The following is a 15,013-nucleotide window of genomic DNA, read 5'->3' as shown; positions in this document are numbered from 1 at the left end:
CCAGGTCGGTGAAGGCGCCCAGGACGGTCTTCGACAGGAAGTCCCGGCCGCGGTCGACGCGTACGTGCTCGGGTATGCCGCCCGCTGGCCCGTACGGGCCGGTGCGCAGCACGGCGGCGCGCAGAGCCGCCAGGATCGAGGCCCTTGAGGGATGGCCGGGGGTGACTGCGGTGCCCGTGATGGCCTTCGTCGCGACATCGATGAACCACGTCACCCACGGGCGCACCAGCTCCCCGTCCGCGTCGACCACAAGCGGCGCCTGGACGTGGTCGGACTCCCAGGTGTGGTTCCGCCACAGCCTCGGCCTGCGCCCGAACACATCGTGAGCCCGGGCCGCCTCCGGACCCCGGGCCAGGCCCGCGCGTTCGCCCGCGGTCAGGTCACGGCGCACCGCGCGCAGGAACGTCGACAACGACGGCACCGGATCGAGCAAGGGAACCGCCTCCATCGGCGCCCCGCCTGGCACCGCGGTGACCAGATCACCGGCTGCGGCACGGGCGCGGACCACCAGCTGCCGGTGTACCGCCGAGGCGTTGCCCCGCCAGTACGCCAGGAGCACCCGCACCTGCGACGTCACCTCGAACCGGTCCACCGTTCTCGCCCCCGGACGGGCCGCCATACGGGGCTCGGCGTCAGCCTGCGCGAGCCACCGCCACACCGTCCGCTCCGACACCCCCAGACACTCCCCCGCAAGGCGCACGTGCCCCCGTGAAAGCCGCCTCTGGGCCCGCAGCCGCAGCAGCCGCTGAACCACAGCACCGCGCAACGCGGCGAGCGCCGGACCCTGGAGCTCAGGCACCGGCTCTGGCACGTCCAGCGGTGCCGACGCTCCCGCCTCGGATGAACTGATCATGGAACCGCTCCCTGCCGCCCGCTGTTGGTCTCCCTTTTCGATCCTGTGCCGTCGGCCGTTACGGGTAGGGGCCAAGCCGGGCGCAGGCCTGCTCGATCAACACACGGTCCACGCGTACGTCCCTGCCTCGCTTGGACAGGGCGTAGACATGGGAGGTGATCTTCGCCCAGGTACGGAAATTGCCCCGCGCAACCGTCGCATCCGCCCATCCCACGTCCGCCGGCTCGACGCCCTCCCACACGTCATGGAACATCGCCAGCGTCTCTGCGAGCCGCTCCTGGTCCAGGCCGGGAACCTGGTGCCAGGTCAGCACCCGCGACCGCAACGCAGGCGCCCGCGCGATCACCCGCTCCGCACCCGCCCCACACAACAGCAGCGCGGCAGCCGTACCCGGCTCGTCCCACAGCAGACGCAGGTAGTCCAGCAGCGGCGGGGACAGGCGCTGTACGTCATCGAGGAACAGCACCCCAGGCCTGCGCAGCGCCTCTCCGAGGGCGCGGTCCGCCGACTGCGCCCGGTGCGAGAGAGAACCCGCCGCCAGCCCGAGCGCGTCCAGCAGCGAAGCGCGCATCTGCGGCAGGCCCGGCTTCACGCCGACCACCGCCCGCCATACAGGCACCCGATCAGGCAGCAGATGCAGCGACTGCTGCACGGCCACCGTCTTCCCCACCCCCGGCTCCCCGAACACACACCCAATTCCCCGCGCGGCCACGGTGTGCCCCGCGGCTTCCACCACAGCAGCAACGCCGGCCGTCGACACCACCCGGGCACCCGGCACAAACAGCCGCACCCCACCCCGCGACGGACCGGTCTTCCCCTCGTCCGGCTCGGCAACAGCTGGGACTTCCGAAACCGCGTCCACCACCGGCAGACCCTCACCCGCCCGCTGCAGCTTCAGGTCGGCCAGAACCCGCTCATACCGGCTGGCCTCGACCCGGTTCCGGGAAGGCCTCGCCACCTCCAGCACCCGCCCCGCCCGCAGATCACGGAGCACCACGCGCTGGAGCGTCGAGAGAGACGGGACGCGCCCGACACCCCACTCCTCCAGCCCACCATCGGCGTGTGCCCGCTCTATCCGCCGATGCAAGCCGGAGACGTTACCGCCCTCTTCCGCGAGGACCGCCCACAACGCATCACTCAACGCGAACCCGTCCCCGCGCGGCCTCGCCTCCATCCGCCCCGCCCGCCCCTCAGCGAGCCAACGCCACACCGTCCGCTCCGACACCCCGGCAAGCTCCGCCGCGACCTTCACATGCAGCCGCGATACAACCCCCGACTCCTCCACCGCGAGCAGACGCCGAACCACCACACCCCGACCCGCACCAGACCCCGCAACCGAAGCCCCTGCCTCACCACGTACACCGCGACCCGACCGAGCAGCCATACCCACCAGCACAGCCCAAGCAAGCCACCCCGAACACAGGAACTTTCAACCCTGTGACAGCCACACCATCCACGTGCTATCGGCCAATGGCAGCCCCCTGGTCAACCCATGACAGCCATCACAGACCCAGGAACCGTGCTGTACCAGGCCAGAAACCCATCACGCAGCGATGACGCCCAAACCCCGCCACCACACCCCCAACTCACACGCTGGAGGACGGGTCCTGCTGGTCGCCGCATACTGGCGGGCCAACCTCCGCTGCGGCAGTTGGCGCCGCTGTCCGGAGTATCGAAGTCAGCTGCCGGCCGCATCGTCGACCGCAACGCCCCGGCGATGGCGCCGCAGCAGCGAACCGGTGGTGGCGACCAGCGCGGCGGCGGCCAGGTCCGCGGACAGCTCGGTGATCAGTGCCAGGGCGTGATGCTGCCGCAGTGAGGAGAGCAATCGCCAGATGCCGCACTCACGATCATCACTAAGACGATGAGAGCCAGGACGACCAAAGCTACGACGATGAGAGCCAGGACGATCACAGCTACATGGCCAGCCCAATTGCCTTTTTCAGGTGGGGTTTTCGGAGCGCTGCCCTGCGGGACCTCATTGTGGCTCTCGGGCTCGCCACTGGGCCCGTCGTGTCCCTCTGCCGCCACCGTGTCATCCCCCGTCGCAGTGTGTCCTCTCATGGCACGACGTCAGATCTCCTCCGTCAAGGCCTGCGGCGGGTTGCTATCGAGAAGAGCCGCACCGGCTTGACGGATCGTTGTGGACGGGGCGGGAGTGGACGCTGCGCTCTGGCCGGCTCAAGGGGCCGGAGGGCCAGGGCCGTACGGGTCCTCGGAAGGTTCAGTGCCTGTGTCTGAGCTAGCCATGACATTTGAACCGTTGAGTCGATGTCGGGAGACTTAGACCACTGGTGCCTCCATGACGCTCCGAGCGGATGTATCAGTCGTCCGTCAGTGGGAAGCGGGCCCGCTATTAAGGTGTCCGTAAGTGCGCGCACGCCAAACCGTGGATACGTTGCCTGCGCAGTTGGCAGGCAGGCCACGGTCATGCCGTGGCCTCACGGAGTACCGCACGAGAGCGGGAACGGAATGGCAATCCCACGTATCAGGACGGCCGCACGCCTGGGCTTCTGTGTCGTCATCGCGACCGTCTGGCAGTTGGTTCCGCTGTCGGCCCAAGCAAACCCATCGCACGAGCTGCTAGTCCCCAAGAACTACCCCACCATCCAGGCCGCAGTCGATGCCGCCCAGCCCGGAGACCGGATCCGCGTCCGGCCCGGTGTATACCGAGAGCAGGTGGTGATCGACAAGAATGTGTCAATCACCGGCTCGGGCGCCAGGAAAACGACGATCCTTGCTCCGCATACCCTGGTCGCCGGCGAGGACGGCGGCACTTCGATTGTCGAGATCCACAACGGCGCGTCCGTCGCGCTGTCGCAGCTCGCCGTCAGCGGACCAGGTTCCGGGACGTGCAGCGACGGCGCACTCGGGTCCGGCATCCGCGTGCTGGGGGGTGCCCGGCTCGACCTTGGTCACGCTCGCGTCACCCACATCACCGACACGCCCGCAGCGCCTTGCGCCCGCAGCGCGGTCGCCGTCTTCGTCGGAGACTTCCCCGTCGGAACAGGTTCGGTGACGATCCACGATTCCGAGATCTCGGACTACCAGGGCTCGGCCGTCACCGTCCTCAACCAGGGGTCGAGCGCCACGATCGTCAACAGCACCGTCACCGGACACCCGCTCCTGTCAACGGACGGGATCGGGTTCCTCTTGGGCGCGGTCGGGCGCGTCACCCGGAACACCATCAGCGGCAACGAGTGCCGGGAACCAGATCCGGCCTGCGGCCCCGACTTCTTCAGCGAGACCCAGCATGTGGGCATCGCCGCCGGCACGGGCACGGTAATTGAGCACAACCGCCTCATTGGCAACCACGTCGGGATCTACGCTGTCGGCGGATCGGACAGCATCGGGCACAACGACATCACCCGGAGCTCGTACTTCGGCATGGCCCTGCAGGACGGTTCGTTCACGGTCCGCAAGGATCGGATCGACGGCGGCGTCGGGGGCGTCGCGGTGGTCGCTGCCTCGGCCGACACGCAGGTGCTGCTCGACGGGGTGCGTATCAAGGGAACGTCGGGGGCGCCAGTACGCACCTTTGAGTGCTGCGGCTTCAATGCCACGGTGACCGTGCAGCCGTAGAACGGCCGATGAGCACCAGCGCCTGAGCCTCTTCATGGTGTGTGACTGCGAGTCGTTGATTGAGCTGGAGATGTTGCGAGGTCATGGAGAGGGGCGACACCGTTGCCAAGATCCGTCTCACCGGCCACGTTGCTGCACTGCTCATGATCACCATGACGACGATGACGGTGGTGCAGGCCGCCTTCGCCCTGTATGACCAGCGGGCCGCACGACCGTACTAGGCGTCGGGCCCCCACAGCTGCGCCCGGACCGTCGCGAGGAACACCCGGCGGGCCTCGGCGTACTCGGCACGCACCATCCTGTATGCGTGCAGGTACTCAGCCAGCTGGGTATCGGCGTGGTCGGCGCCTCGTACGTCGTCGTCCGGGACGGCGGCCCGCAGGAACCGCTGGTGCGCGACGCTCACGCCCTGGTCGGCCAGGCGGAGAACCTGCCCGAACACCGCCCTGGCCAGCGTCCCGACCTTGGGGCCGCCGGCCAGGCGGACTTCGGCCAGTGACTCGCGGACCTTCCCGGCGCGCTCTCGGAGAGGCTGGGGAAGCTCCGAGGTCTCGTCGGTCTCGGTTCCTTCCCAGCGGCCGGGTTCCAGGTCCGCAGGGTCGGCCGAGTAGACGTCGCACGCCACCAGCAGGGCGCTGATGTCCTTCAGGAACGCAAGGTATGCGGTGTGCTGGGCGGTGCGCAGGTTGGCGGCCCGGTCGTGGTCGGCCTTCGCGTTGGGCTGGGCGCGCTGTTCGTCGAGCGTGAGGCGGGTCAGCTGGCGGGTGGAGCGGACGTTGACCGCGCCCATGACGATGGTGACGACGATGGTGACCAGCGCACCGATCAGGAACGGGACGTAGCTCGGGCTCGGCGCGACCGGAGCCGGCGCGGGTGCCGTGGTCGCGGCGAGGATCGTTGTCGGTGTCATGCCGGGGAGCGTAGGTACGGGGTGCGGGCGGGTGGCGGGGATTTGAGCTGGTTCAGAGCGTCGCCCGTCGCTACCTTGGCGCCGCGCGGGTTATCTGGCCAGACTTACCAGTTCGGTCAGGGGCAGATGCCCTCCAGGCCGCCGCAGCACGGTCGCGACCAGCACGTGCTGGCTGCGTAGCCGAAACTCGCTAACAAAGCCAATCCGCGGTTGCCCGCGATCGAGCCGCTGCTTAAAAGAGCGTTTTATCCCGCTGTAGGTGCTTCATTGCAGTTCAGGTGGCGGGCCGCTTCGGGTCGGATGAGGCAGTGGGTTTCTGCTATGGCAGGTGGGGCGGGTGATGGCCTTCGAGAGTCCGTTTCGATCTCTTCGCTCCCGTCTGATCCCGACACGCCCCCGGTCGCGCCTGTTTGCGCCCTGTGGCGGGAGGGCCGCGATCAGTACTACAGAAACATGCCTCGCAGACAGCGGCCGTATCCGAGCGACCTGTCCGATGCCCGTTGGGAACTGCTGGAACCAACTCTGACAGCCTGGCGGGCCGAACGGAGAGGGAAGGGGCTGGACATAGGCCGGCCGCCCGAACACGACCTTCGTCGGATCATGGACGCGATCCTCTATGTCGACCGGACCGGGATCCCCTGGCGGTACCTGCCGCACGACTTCGCCCCGTGGGAAACCGTCTACGGTTACTTCGCCGCCTGGCAGAAGGACGGGGTCTTCGACGAGCTCAACGGTCTCCTGCGACGACTGGTCCGGGAAGCAGAAGGCCGCGACGCCGAGCCCAGCGCCTGCGTCCTCGACGCCCAGAGCATCAAGACCTCCGCGAACGTCCCGGCCGTTGGCCAGGGCATCGACGCGGGCAAGAAGATCGTCGGCCGCAAACGTCACATCGGCGTCGACACACTCGGCCTCCTCCTGGCCGTGTTGGTCACCGCAGCCAGCGTCTCCCACAACGCCGGCGGCATCCAGGTGCTCTCGCAGATCGCCCAGGCTCATCCGCACGTCACCAAAGCCTGGGCCGACACCGGTTACCGCACCAAGGCCATCGACCACGGCGCTCGTCTCGGCATCGACGTCGAAGTCGTCCACCGCGATCCCGGCCAGAGGGGCTTCAAGGTTCTTCCGCGGCGCTGGGTCGTGGAGCGAACGTTCGGCTGGCTCATGCACCACCGCCGCCTCGCCCGCGACTACGAAACCCAACCGCACCGCTCCGAAGCCATGATCAAGCTGGCGATGGTCGACCTGATAAGCCGCCGGCTGACCAGGGAATCCACGCCGAACTGGCGCTATACCTGAACCCCCGAGTGCGTCAATGGAACGGGTAGAGGCGCTGGCTCGGACCGGGAGGGTCAAAGCTCACCCCGTTCTCGTCGAGTGCGTTGAAGACGGTCACGCGACCCGTGTCGAAGGCGAAGCTGATGTCGACGTTTCCCTGAGCGACGTCCCCGCCCATCCATTCGAGCAGTTCGGCCCCCTTGAGCGGCAGCCCCCTCAGAGCCTGCAGCTCGGGAAGAGGTTCGGGACGCCACTGCAGGTCGAAGCCGGGCCACCGGACTGGACGGGTGGGGTCGATCATGTTCCACGTCAGGGAGAGATCGCCCAGCTTTTGGTGGTTGATCTCGACCTGCTGGCCATCGAAGTCGAACAGCACCGGGCAGTCGCAGAACCACTCGTCGTCCTTGAGGTCCCAGACCATCCAGACTCTCGTGAGCGTCCGGCCGGCAAGACCTCGCAGACGATGCCCATGTTCCTGAACGACGTCACCACGGCTGTCCAACCATGCTGGCTGGTAGCCCGCGATGCCGAAATCGAACATGACGTCATCTTGCCAGTGGTGCCTTCCTCTGATCAATGCAGTCGCGAGCGGCGACCAACCGTCGACTTCTCAAACAGCCCTGCCGGGACAAAACGCTCTTTAAGGATGGCCTCCCTCGCCTCCGATGGTCTTGAGGCCGACGGGCCCTTCTTCATCCTGTCCTCATTCCCGCTCAGGACCAGAAGGTCGTCCGCGCTCGGCTGCTTCTCCGACGCGAGGAGCATGGGAGCGATGCGTGTCCGGTCCCGACGGCGGCCAGGGCCTGGAAGACGGGAACCGCGCGTTTGTGGCTTCGGTCTGGTGGTGGCTGATGGCGGCGAGCTCCTGGCCGTACGCGACCGGGTCACCAGGTGTCTCAGTCCTGGTGGAACAGTGGACTCTGACACCTTTGGCCGGCACGGGAACGACCGCAACCTGGACTCTCGCCGTCGACGCCAGCCCTCCCGCGTGCCACCTCACCACGTAGAACACGGTCTTATGCCCGGTGGCAGACACGTTGATTGAATGTCTGTCAGGAAATCCGACATTAGCGGATGACGTTAACGCGATTTCCGTCAGGGGTATTTCGCCTTCAAGCGTGTGCAACGCGCCGCCCGGTTTCGGCCGGGCGCTGCTCACGGTCGGCCCATCCGGTGGAGCAGGCATCTCCGCGCGGGAGGAGTTCTCTCGCCTGTCTCAAGGAGTGTCATGGACACCTCGACGTCGCTGTCTGCGCATCCGCAGTCCCTTCCGGCTCACGGTTCCCCGCAGGGTGTCTTCCCGTTCGCGTCGGGAACGACGATCGCGGTCGGGACCGCGCCCCAGGGCATCGCCCTCACGCCCGACGGAACGCGAGCCTATGTGGCCAACCGGGGCTCGAACACGGTGAGTGTGATCGACACCGCCACCGACACCGTCACTCACACCATCCCCACCGGCACCGGGCCGACGTTCGTCGCGGCCGGCCCGGACGGCACGCGGGTGTACGTGAGCGTCAACACCGACGGTCTCCTCAGCGTGATCGACACCTCCTCGAACACCATCGTCGCGGAAGTTCCCGTCGGGGCAGGCGCGTCGGTGGTGGGGGTCACGCCTGACGGCGCCCACGCCTATGTGTCCGTGCAGAACTCGGACTTGGTGAGTGTGGTCGACACCACCACCAACACCGTCACAGGCACCGTCCCGGTCGCAGGCGCGCCGATCGGTCTGGCCGTCACGCCGGACGGGGCGCGGGTGTACGTCGCGTCTCTGTTCTCCAACACGGTCAGCGTGATCGACACCGCCACCGACACAGTGACCGGCACCGTCCCGGTCGGCCCCAACCCCATCCTGGTCAACGCAGCGCCCGACGGGGCTCACGTCTACGTCACGAACGTCGGTGACTCCACGGTGAGCGTCATCGAGACCGCGACGAACACGGTGACCGCGACCGTCGGCGTCAGCTCGCAGCCGCGCCTGGTGACGGTGAGTCCCGACAGCGCTCACGCCTTCGTGGCGAACTTCGAGCCGGACACGGTGAGCGTGATCGACACCGCCACCCACACGGTTGTGGAGAACATCGACGTCGGTGACGGCCCCACGTGCATCGTGTTCACCCCCGGCGGGACTTACGCCTACGTGACCGAGAACGCTTCGGGCAGCGTGGGCGTCATGGCGACGAGCGTGATCCCGGACCAGGGATCCACGGCCGGCGGCACCACCGTGACGATCACCGGCCACCACCTGGCCAACGCGACTTCCGTCCGCTTCGGCACCGCGTCGGCCGTCGTCACCGCCAACACGGACACCTCGCTGACCGTCACCGCCCCGGCCGGAAGCGGTGCCGTTCCGGTCTCGGTCACCACCCCGGGCGGCACCGGAACCCTCGGAACCTTCTACTACCGCCCCGTCCCCGCCCTCACCAGCACCAGCCCCGCCGCAGGTCCCGTCGCCGGCAGCGACCAGGAGATCACCATCACCGGCCGCAACCTCGCGGGAGCCATCGACGTGTACTTCGGGCCCCGCCGAGCCGTCATCCAGAAGGTCTCCGACACGCAGCTGGCCGTCAGGACACCGGCCGGAGTCGGGACCCCCGTGTCGGGCGGCGTCGCCATCACCGTGATCACCCCCGGTGGACGCGCCGAGGGCCTGCTCTACACCTACCTCAGCACACCCACCGTCACCGGCGTCAGCCCCAGCACCGGGCCCACCGCCGGCGGCACCCAAGTCACCATCACTGGCACCGGACTGGCCGCCGCCGACGAGGTCACCTTCAACGGCGCCCCCGCCGCCTTCACCACCGTCTCGGACACCACGCTCATCGCCACCTCCCCGCCCAGCGGACAAGAAGGCACCCTCGACATCACCGTCACCACCCCTGGCGGCACCACCACCGGATCCTTCACCTACGTCGCCGAACCCACCCTCTGACACCTGCGGCACGCAGACCCTCCGCGACCCTGGGCTGTTCCCAGTGCCACGGACGGCGACCGACAACGGGCACGAGTAGGTGATCTCAGCGGATGATGAAGTGGATCGAGCCGTTCTCTCGAGGAAGTGTTCGGCCTTGCGTTCGTAGCGGCGGTGGAGTCGGCGACAGCCAGCGAGCCAGGACACGGTCCGTTCGGCGACCCATCGGTGACGGCCGAGCCGCTTTGAGGACTCGATGCCCTTGCGCGCGATGCGGTGGCGGATGCCGCGTTGGCGGAGCCATCGGCACAGGTGGTCGTAGTCGTAGCCCTTGTCGGCGTGGAGCTTGCCGGGGCGCCGTCGGCGAGGTCCTCGCCGGGACCTGATCGGCGGGATGCCCCGCACGAGTGGCTCGAGGCCGAGGCTGTCGTGCATGTTCGCGCCTGAGATGCCGAGTGAGATCGGCAGTCCGTTCCGGTCGGTGATGTCGGCGTACGGACTTTTCTTCGCGTGTACGCCGACATTTGGCGTCGGGCGGTTCGAGGCGGCGAGTAAAGCGGCCCGTGGGCGCGGGCCGAAACGGTGCGTGAGGTCGCTGACTCATGGGGGGCTGGGGGTTGAATGGGGCGGCGTTCCATGAGAGCCCGCTGTGCGTCACCGGAGCGTTTTCGGGAGGTCGAGGCGGGCGTGGATCTGGGAAGCGGCGACGCACCGCGGCGCGCCGATCAAGGGGGGGGATTTACGCGTCAGCCGACGCCGGCCGACGCCGGCTGACGGATCCAATTCCTCTCGCCGGGTGCCCATCGTGGCGGCCTGCCCTTTCTGCGGTCCGGCACGAGGCCGGCATGCAGAAGGGCGGGCTTACACTCCCCTGGAGAGGATGGGCGGCCACTCATTGGATGCAACTGTTATCGCGTGGCGGGGCATATGGCGGCAACACTTGCCCGCAGACTGCTACCTGAATGGCCTAACGCTCTGCGATAATCATTTCGCCTCAGCCGAAAGCGTTCAGTGGGCTCGGCAGGGCGGCGGCTGCCGGCCTCGAGTTTACCCGGGCGGCCTGTTTCGCCCGATGTTTTTCAGCCATATTCGTGCGGGACGGTTTTTCCGCTTTTCTGGTACTGCGCAGCCGCAGGGGGCCTTTTCGGTGTGCGCGGACCTTGGGGGTGCGAGCCGCGAGGGTTTTGGGTTCCGGACTCGTGGCAACCGGCCCTGCCCGGGGGGCTGGCAGGCTGCGGCGGATGCCGGTCTGCCTCCTCAGGGGCCGGGGCGCGGAGCGCGGTGCGGCTTCGCGTCCGGTCGGCACCGGGGGTGCTTGCCTTGACGTTCGGCACCCGTGGGGCATGGGGGCAAGGTGACACGCTTCCACGAACGGGTGAATCTCATGCGGGAGTCTTGCCTGGCGGATGCGTCGCCTCTACTACTGGAGTACCGGTAGGCCGCCCATCCACGCCGGACAGCCACATCTCGGATGTCCGCTGACGTGCCTCGAAGGGCCGTTTCGGCTTCTCCCCCGCTGCCTCGCTCAGGCAGCAGGCAGCAGGCCGTACGGTGATCCACCCGGAAGTCCGCAGCCACACGCGGGTTCCCGTGACCCCTTCGCCTTGGCCCACGTCATCCACCGCACGCATGGCACACGGCGCCGCCGCTCCCAGAACCGGGCGACTCCGGCCAGCGTGCGCCTGCGCGGACGTCCACCGAACAACACCAGCGACTCGCGTTCAGGAGACGTACATGTCCGCAGAACTGCTTTCCGGCCTGACCCTGACTCCCATCCTGACGCAGCCGACGCTGTTCGCCGCCGTGCTGGGCTTCGGGCCCACCTCGGGCGGCAACACCGTCGTGCTGGTCGGCCTCAACCTCAACGGGGCGACGTCCGTCACCTTCGGCGGTACGCCGGCCACGATCGTCTCGCAAGACCCGTCGGGCATCCTGCTCACCGTCACCGCACCGCCCCACGCGCCCGGCAACGTCCCCGTGGTCGTCACCACCCCTGCGGGAGCCAGCAACCCGGTCAGCTACACCTACCTCGGGCCTGCGGTGCCTCCGCCGCCCGCCGTCTTCGCCATCACCCCCACGAGCGGGCCGACCACCGGCGGAACGCCGTTCACGATCGTCGGCACCGACCTCACCGGCGCCTCGGTCACCTTCAACGGCGTTCCGGCCACCAGCGTCAACGTGATCGGCGGAGTCCTGCTGACCGGTGTGACTCCGGCGGGAACGGCCGGCAACGCCACCGTCCAGGTCACCACTCCCGCCGGCAGCGCGACCGTGGCCGGCGGATTCACCTACGTTGCGCCGCCCCCGCCGATCGTGGTGGCCATCACCCCGCTGAGCGGGACGATCGCCGGCGGAACGCCGTTCGTGATCACCGGCGCGAACCTCACCGGCGCCAGCGTCACCTTCGGCGGCACCCCGGCGACCAGTGTCGTCGTCACCGCCAACGGCACGGTGCTCGTCGGCCTGACTCCTGCCGGAGCGGCCGGCAATGTCGCCGTGACGGTCACCACCCCCTCGGGAAGCGCCACCGTCACGGGTGGGTTCACCTACGTCTGACCGCGCCCAGCCAGTGGCCCGGCCTCCCTCCGGCCGGGCCACCGGCACGTCCCGCCCAGCGGCTGCAGTGCAGCACCGGCCGGTCCGGCCCGCAGATCGGCTGTGCCCGCTGCGTCTGTGCGGTCGGGGCCAGCACGCACCCCTGGAGGCGGGCGGCACCGCTGACGCCGGCCGGTCCGGCCCAGCCCTCGACTGCCCTTCAGTGAAGCCGGTGGTCACATGCGGTCAGCTCCGCATCAGCTGAAGATCCGGCAGGCACGGCCAACTCCGCCCTCGCTCCTCAGAGCCGGCCAACTCCGTCCTCGCCCCTCAGAGCCGGCCGAGTCTGCGCGCGCTGCGGGTGCAGGCGGCGCGCAGGGCGAGGGCCAGGAAGCGCCGGGCGGGGGGCTGCGACCATGAGTTCAGCGGCCGCCAGGGGGGGGCGGGCCCCGCGCCGAGCTCGTACACCCATGCGGCCAGTACGGGTGGTCCGTGAAGAACGGGCAGACCAGGCAGGGCCTTCCGGCGCGCAGGGCCGAAGCCGTCGCGCCGGCTCCGCCATGGTGGACGACAGCGGCCGTCTTGGAGAACAGCCAGCCGTGAGGGGGTGCCGCCCACCACCAGGGTGTCCCCCTCGCCAGTAGCGGGGCCCCCGGCAGGACTGCACGCAGATTCGCCCGGCACAGGGCCCGGCATACCAGGGAGTTGACGGCCGGGAGACCGCAGTTGCCATACCGCCCGAAACCCCCACAGAAGAACGGGGCCCCTACGGCCAGGAAGTCGCGCAGTGGCCGTGGCGGTTCCACAGGGGCGGGTCGGGGTGCCAGGAGCCCGTGACGTGGACGTCGGGTCCCCAGTCGGAGGGCTGGGGCACGATCGTGGGGCTGGACGCGCACAGCACGGGGGCGTGGCGGCCTGCCGGAGGGCCGACAGGGACAGCGGGGGCAGGCCCAGACTGTGGGTGCGCCATGTGATGACCGACCGCCGGTACGCCATCCAGGATCCAAGGCCGACGGCGCCAAAGCTGAGCCGGTGCCCGCGCCGCGCAGGAGCCGGGCAGCCGGTACGAACGGGTGCAGGAAGGCTTTGTGGGCTCGCGGGGCTGGAAGTGCCCGTGGTCGTGGTGGTGGTCGGGGCGGTGGGGGTCGACGACCGGGGCCGGGGGATCAGGAAACCAGCGAGGAGACACACCGCTCCCAGTGGCACGTCCCTAAAGGTTGTCCCGTAACTGCTGGTCACAGGTGAGATGATGTTGGTGTGGCTGGGGTGATCACGGCGCCGTGAGGTGTCCTGGATAGCCCCGTTCACCGGGCTGAGCCCGCGCGCGTTCGGGAAGCTGGTGACGGTTCTGCGGCGCGAGGGTGCGGACGCGGTCCGCAAAGGACGGCCGTGGAGCCTGCCACTGGAGGACCGGGCCCTGCTGGTCCGCGGCGTACTGGCGCACGAACCTGACCACCCGGCAGCTCGCCCCGCTGTTCGGGGTGTCCAAGGCGGCCGCGGACCGGATCATCGACCAGCTCGGACCGATGCTCGCGCTCCAGCCCCGCAAGCAGTTCGCCAAGAACACCGTGCTGATCTTGGACGGCACACTGGTCCCCACCCGCGACCGCTGTAGCCGAGCGGTCGAAGAACTACCGGTACTCCACCAACCACCAGGTCGTCAGCGACGCCGACACCCGCCTGGTCGTCGTGGTCGGCCGGCCGCTCGCTTCATGGCGTTGGTCTGGCTTTCCGGGGATTGCGCCGATCAGCCGTGTGGCCGGACCCGCCCCACGGGCTCGGTGGTCACCGGGCCGTGCTCACCAGTTCGGCGGATCGCTGCGACGAGTCGTCGCAACGCGGCGTGGGCGGGTGGGCCCCAGGTGGCCTTGCCGCCGGGGCGGCCGTGGACGCCTGCTTCTCCGATGAGGATGCCGCTGAGGGCGCGCAGCACCGCCCAGCCGCGGGCGCGGCGCAGGGTCGCGGTGTCCGGGGTCGGCCGGTAGGCCGCGTGGAAGCGGTCGGCGGCGTCGTCCGGCAGCAGTATCCACGGTGCGGCGAGGTCGCAGGCCGGATCGCCGGTGCAGAGGTCGCCGAAGTCGATCACGCCGCAAAAGGTGCCGTCGGCGGTGAGGACGTTGGCCGGGTGCAGGTCACCGTGGAGCCACAGGGGCGGGCCCGTCCACGCGGGTGCGGCGACGGCGTCCTCCCAGACGATGCGGACGGCCTCCGGGTCGGGGACCAGCCCCTCCTCGGTGGCCGAGGTGAGCGCCCTGGCGAACCCCTCGGCGTGGTCGGCCAGCGGTCCCCCGCGGCCACGGCCGGCGGGTGCCCCGGCGGGAGAAGGCCGGTGAAGAGCCGTCAGGAAGGCGGCCAAGCTGTCGGCCGCGTCCGCAGCGCGCGTGGCGGGGGCGCGGTCGGCGGGCTCGCCCGGCACCCAGGTGGTGACGATCCAGGGCCGCGGAAACCGCTCGGAGGGCTCGCCGAGGCGCTGCGGGACGGGGACCGGCAGCGGGAGGTGCGGGGCAAGGGCGGGCAGCCAGGCGTGCTCCTTGCGTAGCAGCGCATCGGCGGACTGTGTCGCCCAGGGCAACCGGACGGCGAGGTCGTCGCCGAGCCGCCACAGCTGGTTGTCCCAACCACGCGCGCCGAGCCTCACCGGGCGATCGGCCAGGTCGGGATGCTGGTCACGCAACAGGTGGCGGACCAACTCTGCTGTGACCTCGATCTGGGTGTGGGTCATGCAGAGCAACGGTAATCGGGCAGCGGTTCGTCCGTGGATCACTCGATCGAGCGATCGGCAATCTGCCTCGCCTTTTTAGGGGCTTGCCCGCTTCGCTTCCGCGACCGGCGCCCGGAGTTGCTGAACGAGGCCGACCTGCGGTGCTGCAAGAGCGGCGCCATCGTGGCTGCCCTCACGGAGATGGAGCGGCAGCCCGTGGGAGCGGGCCGAGTACGAGAGGGAGCTGGG

General features: G+C 69.1%; 10 protein-coding genes and 4 pseudogenes. 7 read left to right on the top strand and 7 right to left on the bottom strand.

Annotated features, from left to right (window positions below; translation table 11 throughout):
• Together ACSHWO_RS38225 and ACSHWO_RS38220 are read right to left on the bottom strand one after the other, a co-directional pair.
• A pseudogene (locus ACSHWO_RS38225) lies at positions 1 to 742 on the bottom strand (Mu transposase C-terminal domain-containing protein); the annotation flags it as partial.
• A 169-nt stretch (positions 743 to 911) separates the two neighbouring features.
• Positions 912 to 2,162: an AAA family ATPase gene (locus ACSHWO_RS38220; RefSeq protein ID WP_438309466.1), complete on the bottom strand. Its 1,251-nt coding sequence runs from the start codon at positions 2,160 to 2,162 to the stop codon at positions 912 to 914.
• 292 nt (positions 2,163 to 2,454) lie between these two features.
• On the opposite strand from ACSHWO_RS38220, the pseudogene ACSHWO_RS38215 reads away from it, so the two are divergent.
• A pseudogene (locus ACSHWO_RS38215) lies at positions 2,455 to 2,588 on the top strand (transposase family protein); the annotation flags it as partial.
• On the opposite strand, the gene ACSHWO_RS38210 reads toward ACSHWO_RS38215, so the two are convergent.
• Entirely contained in the window at positions 2,532 to 2,681 is a 150-nt protein-coding gene (locus tag ACSHWO_RS38210) for a hypothetical protein (RefSeq protein ID WP_438319353.1), read from the bottom strand. The pseudogene ACSHWO_RS38215 and the gene ACSHWO_RS38210 overlap by 57 nt on opposite strands.
• Positions 2,682 to 3,325: 644 nt before the next feature.
• On the opposite strand from ACSHWO_RS38210, the gene ACSHWO_RS38205 reads away from it, so the two are divergent.
• Entirely contained in the window at positions 3,326 to 4,435 is a 1,110-nt protein-coding gene (locus tag ACSHWO_RS38205) for a right-handed parallel beta-helix repeat-containing protein (protein WP_438318805.1), read from the top strand.
• Positions 4,436 to 4,518: 83 nt separating this feature from the next.
• A complete protein-coding gene (locus tag ACSHWO_RS38200; protein WP_438318802.1) occupies positions 4,519 to 4,656 on the top strand; it encodes a hypothetical protein in 138 nt (45 codons plus the stop codon).
• Here the strand turns inward: ACSHWO_RS38200 and ACSHWO_RS38195 are convergent.
• Positions 4,653 to 5,345 (bottom strand): hypothetical protein, encoded by a 693-nt coding sequence (locus ACSHWO_RS38195; RefSeq protein WP_438318799.1) that lies wholly within the window; start codon positions 5,343 to 5,345, stop codon positions 4,653 to 4,655. The two genes, ACSHWO_RS38200 and ACSHWO_RS38195, sit on opposite strands and share 4 nt — an antisense overlap.
• 453 nt (positions 5,346 to 5,798) lie before the next feature.
• Here ACSHWO_RS38195 and ACSHWO_RS38190 point away from each other — a divergent pair, with 453 nt between their 5' ends.
• A complete protein-coding gene (locus ACSHWO_RS38190) occupies positions 5,799 to 6,641 on the top strand; it encodes an IS5 family transposase (RefSeq protein ID WP_438318796.1) in 843 nt (280 codons plus the stop codon).
• A gap of 13 nt (positions 6,642 to 6,654) precedes the next feature.
• On the opposite strand, the gene ACSHWO_RS38185 is transcribed toward ACSHWO_RS38190, so the two are convergent.
• The gene (locus ACSHWO_RS38185) at positions 6,655 to 7,161 is read right to left on the bottom strand and encodes a hypothetical protein (RefSeq protein WP_438318793.1); all 507 of its coding nucleotides are present in this window, start codon (positions 7,159 to 7,161) and stop codon (positions 6,655 to 6,657) included.
• A 687-nt stretch (positions 7,162 to 7,848) separates the two neighbouring features.
• Here ACSHWO_RS38185 and ACSHWO_RS38180 point away from each other — a divergent pair.
• On the top strand, positions 7,849 to 9,549 hold the full coding sequence (locus tag ACSHWO_RS38180) for an IPT/TIG domain-containing protein (RefSeq protein ID WP_438318790.1): 1,701 nt from the start codon (positions 7,849 to 7,851) through the stop codon (positions 9,547 to 9,549).
• A 123-nt stretch (positions 9,550 to 9,672) separates the two neighbouring features.
• Here ACSHWO_RS38180 and ACSHWO_RS38175 read toward each other — a convergent pair.
• A pseudogene (locus ACSHWO_RS38175) lies at positions 9,673 to 10,014 on the bottom strand (transposase); the annotation flags it as partial.
• A gap of 1,248 nt (positions 10,015 to 11,262) precedes the next feature.
• Here ACSHWO_RS38175 and ACSHWO_RS38170 point away from each other — a divergent pair.
• Entirely contained in the window at positions 11,263 to 12,084 is an 822-nt protein-coding gene (locus ACSHWO_RS38170; RefSeq protein ID WP_385849906.1) for an IPT/TIG domain-containing protein, read from the top strand.
• A gap of 1,236 nt (positions 12,085 to 13,320) precedes the next feature.
• Positions 13,321 to 13,782: pseudogene (locus tag ACSHWO_RS38165) on the top strand (transposase family protein); the annotation flags it as partial.
• A 28-nt stretch (positions 13,783 to 13,810) separates the two neighbouring features.
• Here ACSHWO_RS38165 and ACSHWO_RS38160 read toward each other — a convergent pair.
• Entirely contained in the window at positions 13,811 to 14,785 is a 975-nt protein-coding gene (locus ACSHWO_RS38160) for an aminoglycoside phosphotransferase family protein (RefSeq protein ID WP_438319824.1), read from the bottom strand.
• Between the last annotated feature and the right edge of the window lie 228 nt (positions 14,786 to 15,013).

This window comes from Streptomyces pallidus (ex Mingjun et al. 2026), from assembly GCF_051550185.1.
Taxonomy (GTDB): domain Bacteria; phylum Actinomycetota; class Actinomycetes; order Streptomycetales; family Streptomycetaceae; genus Streptomyces.
This window is presented reverse-complemented; position numbering and strand designations above follow the sequence as displayed.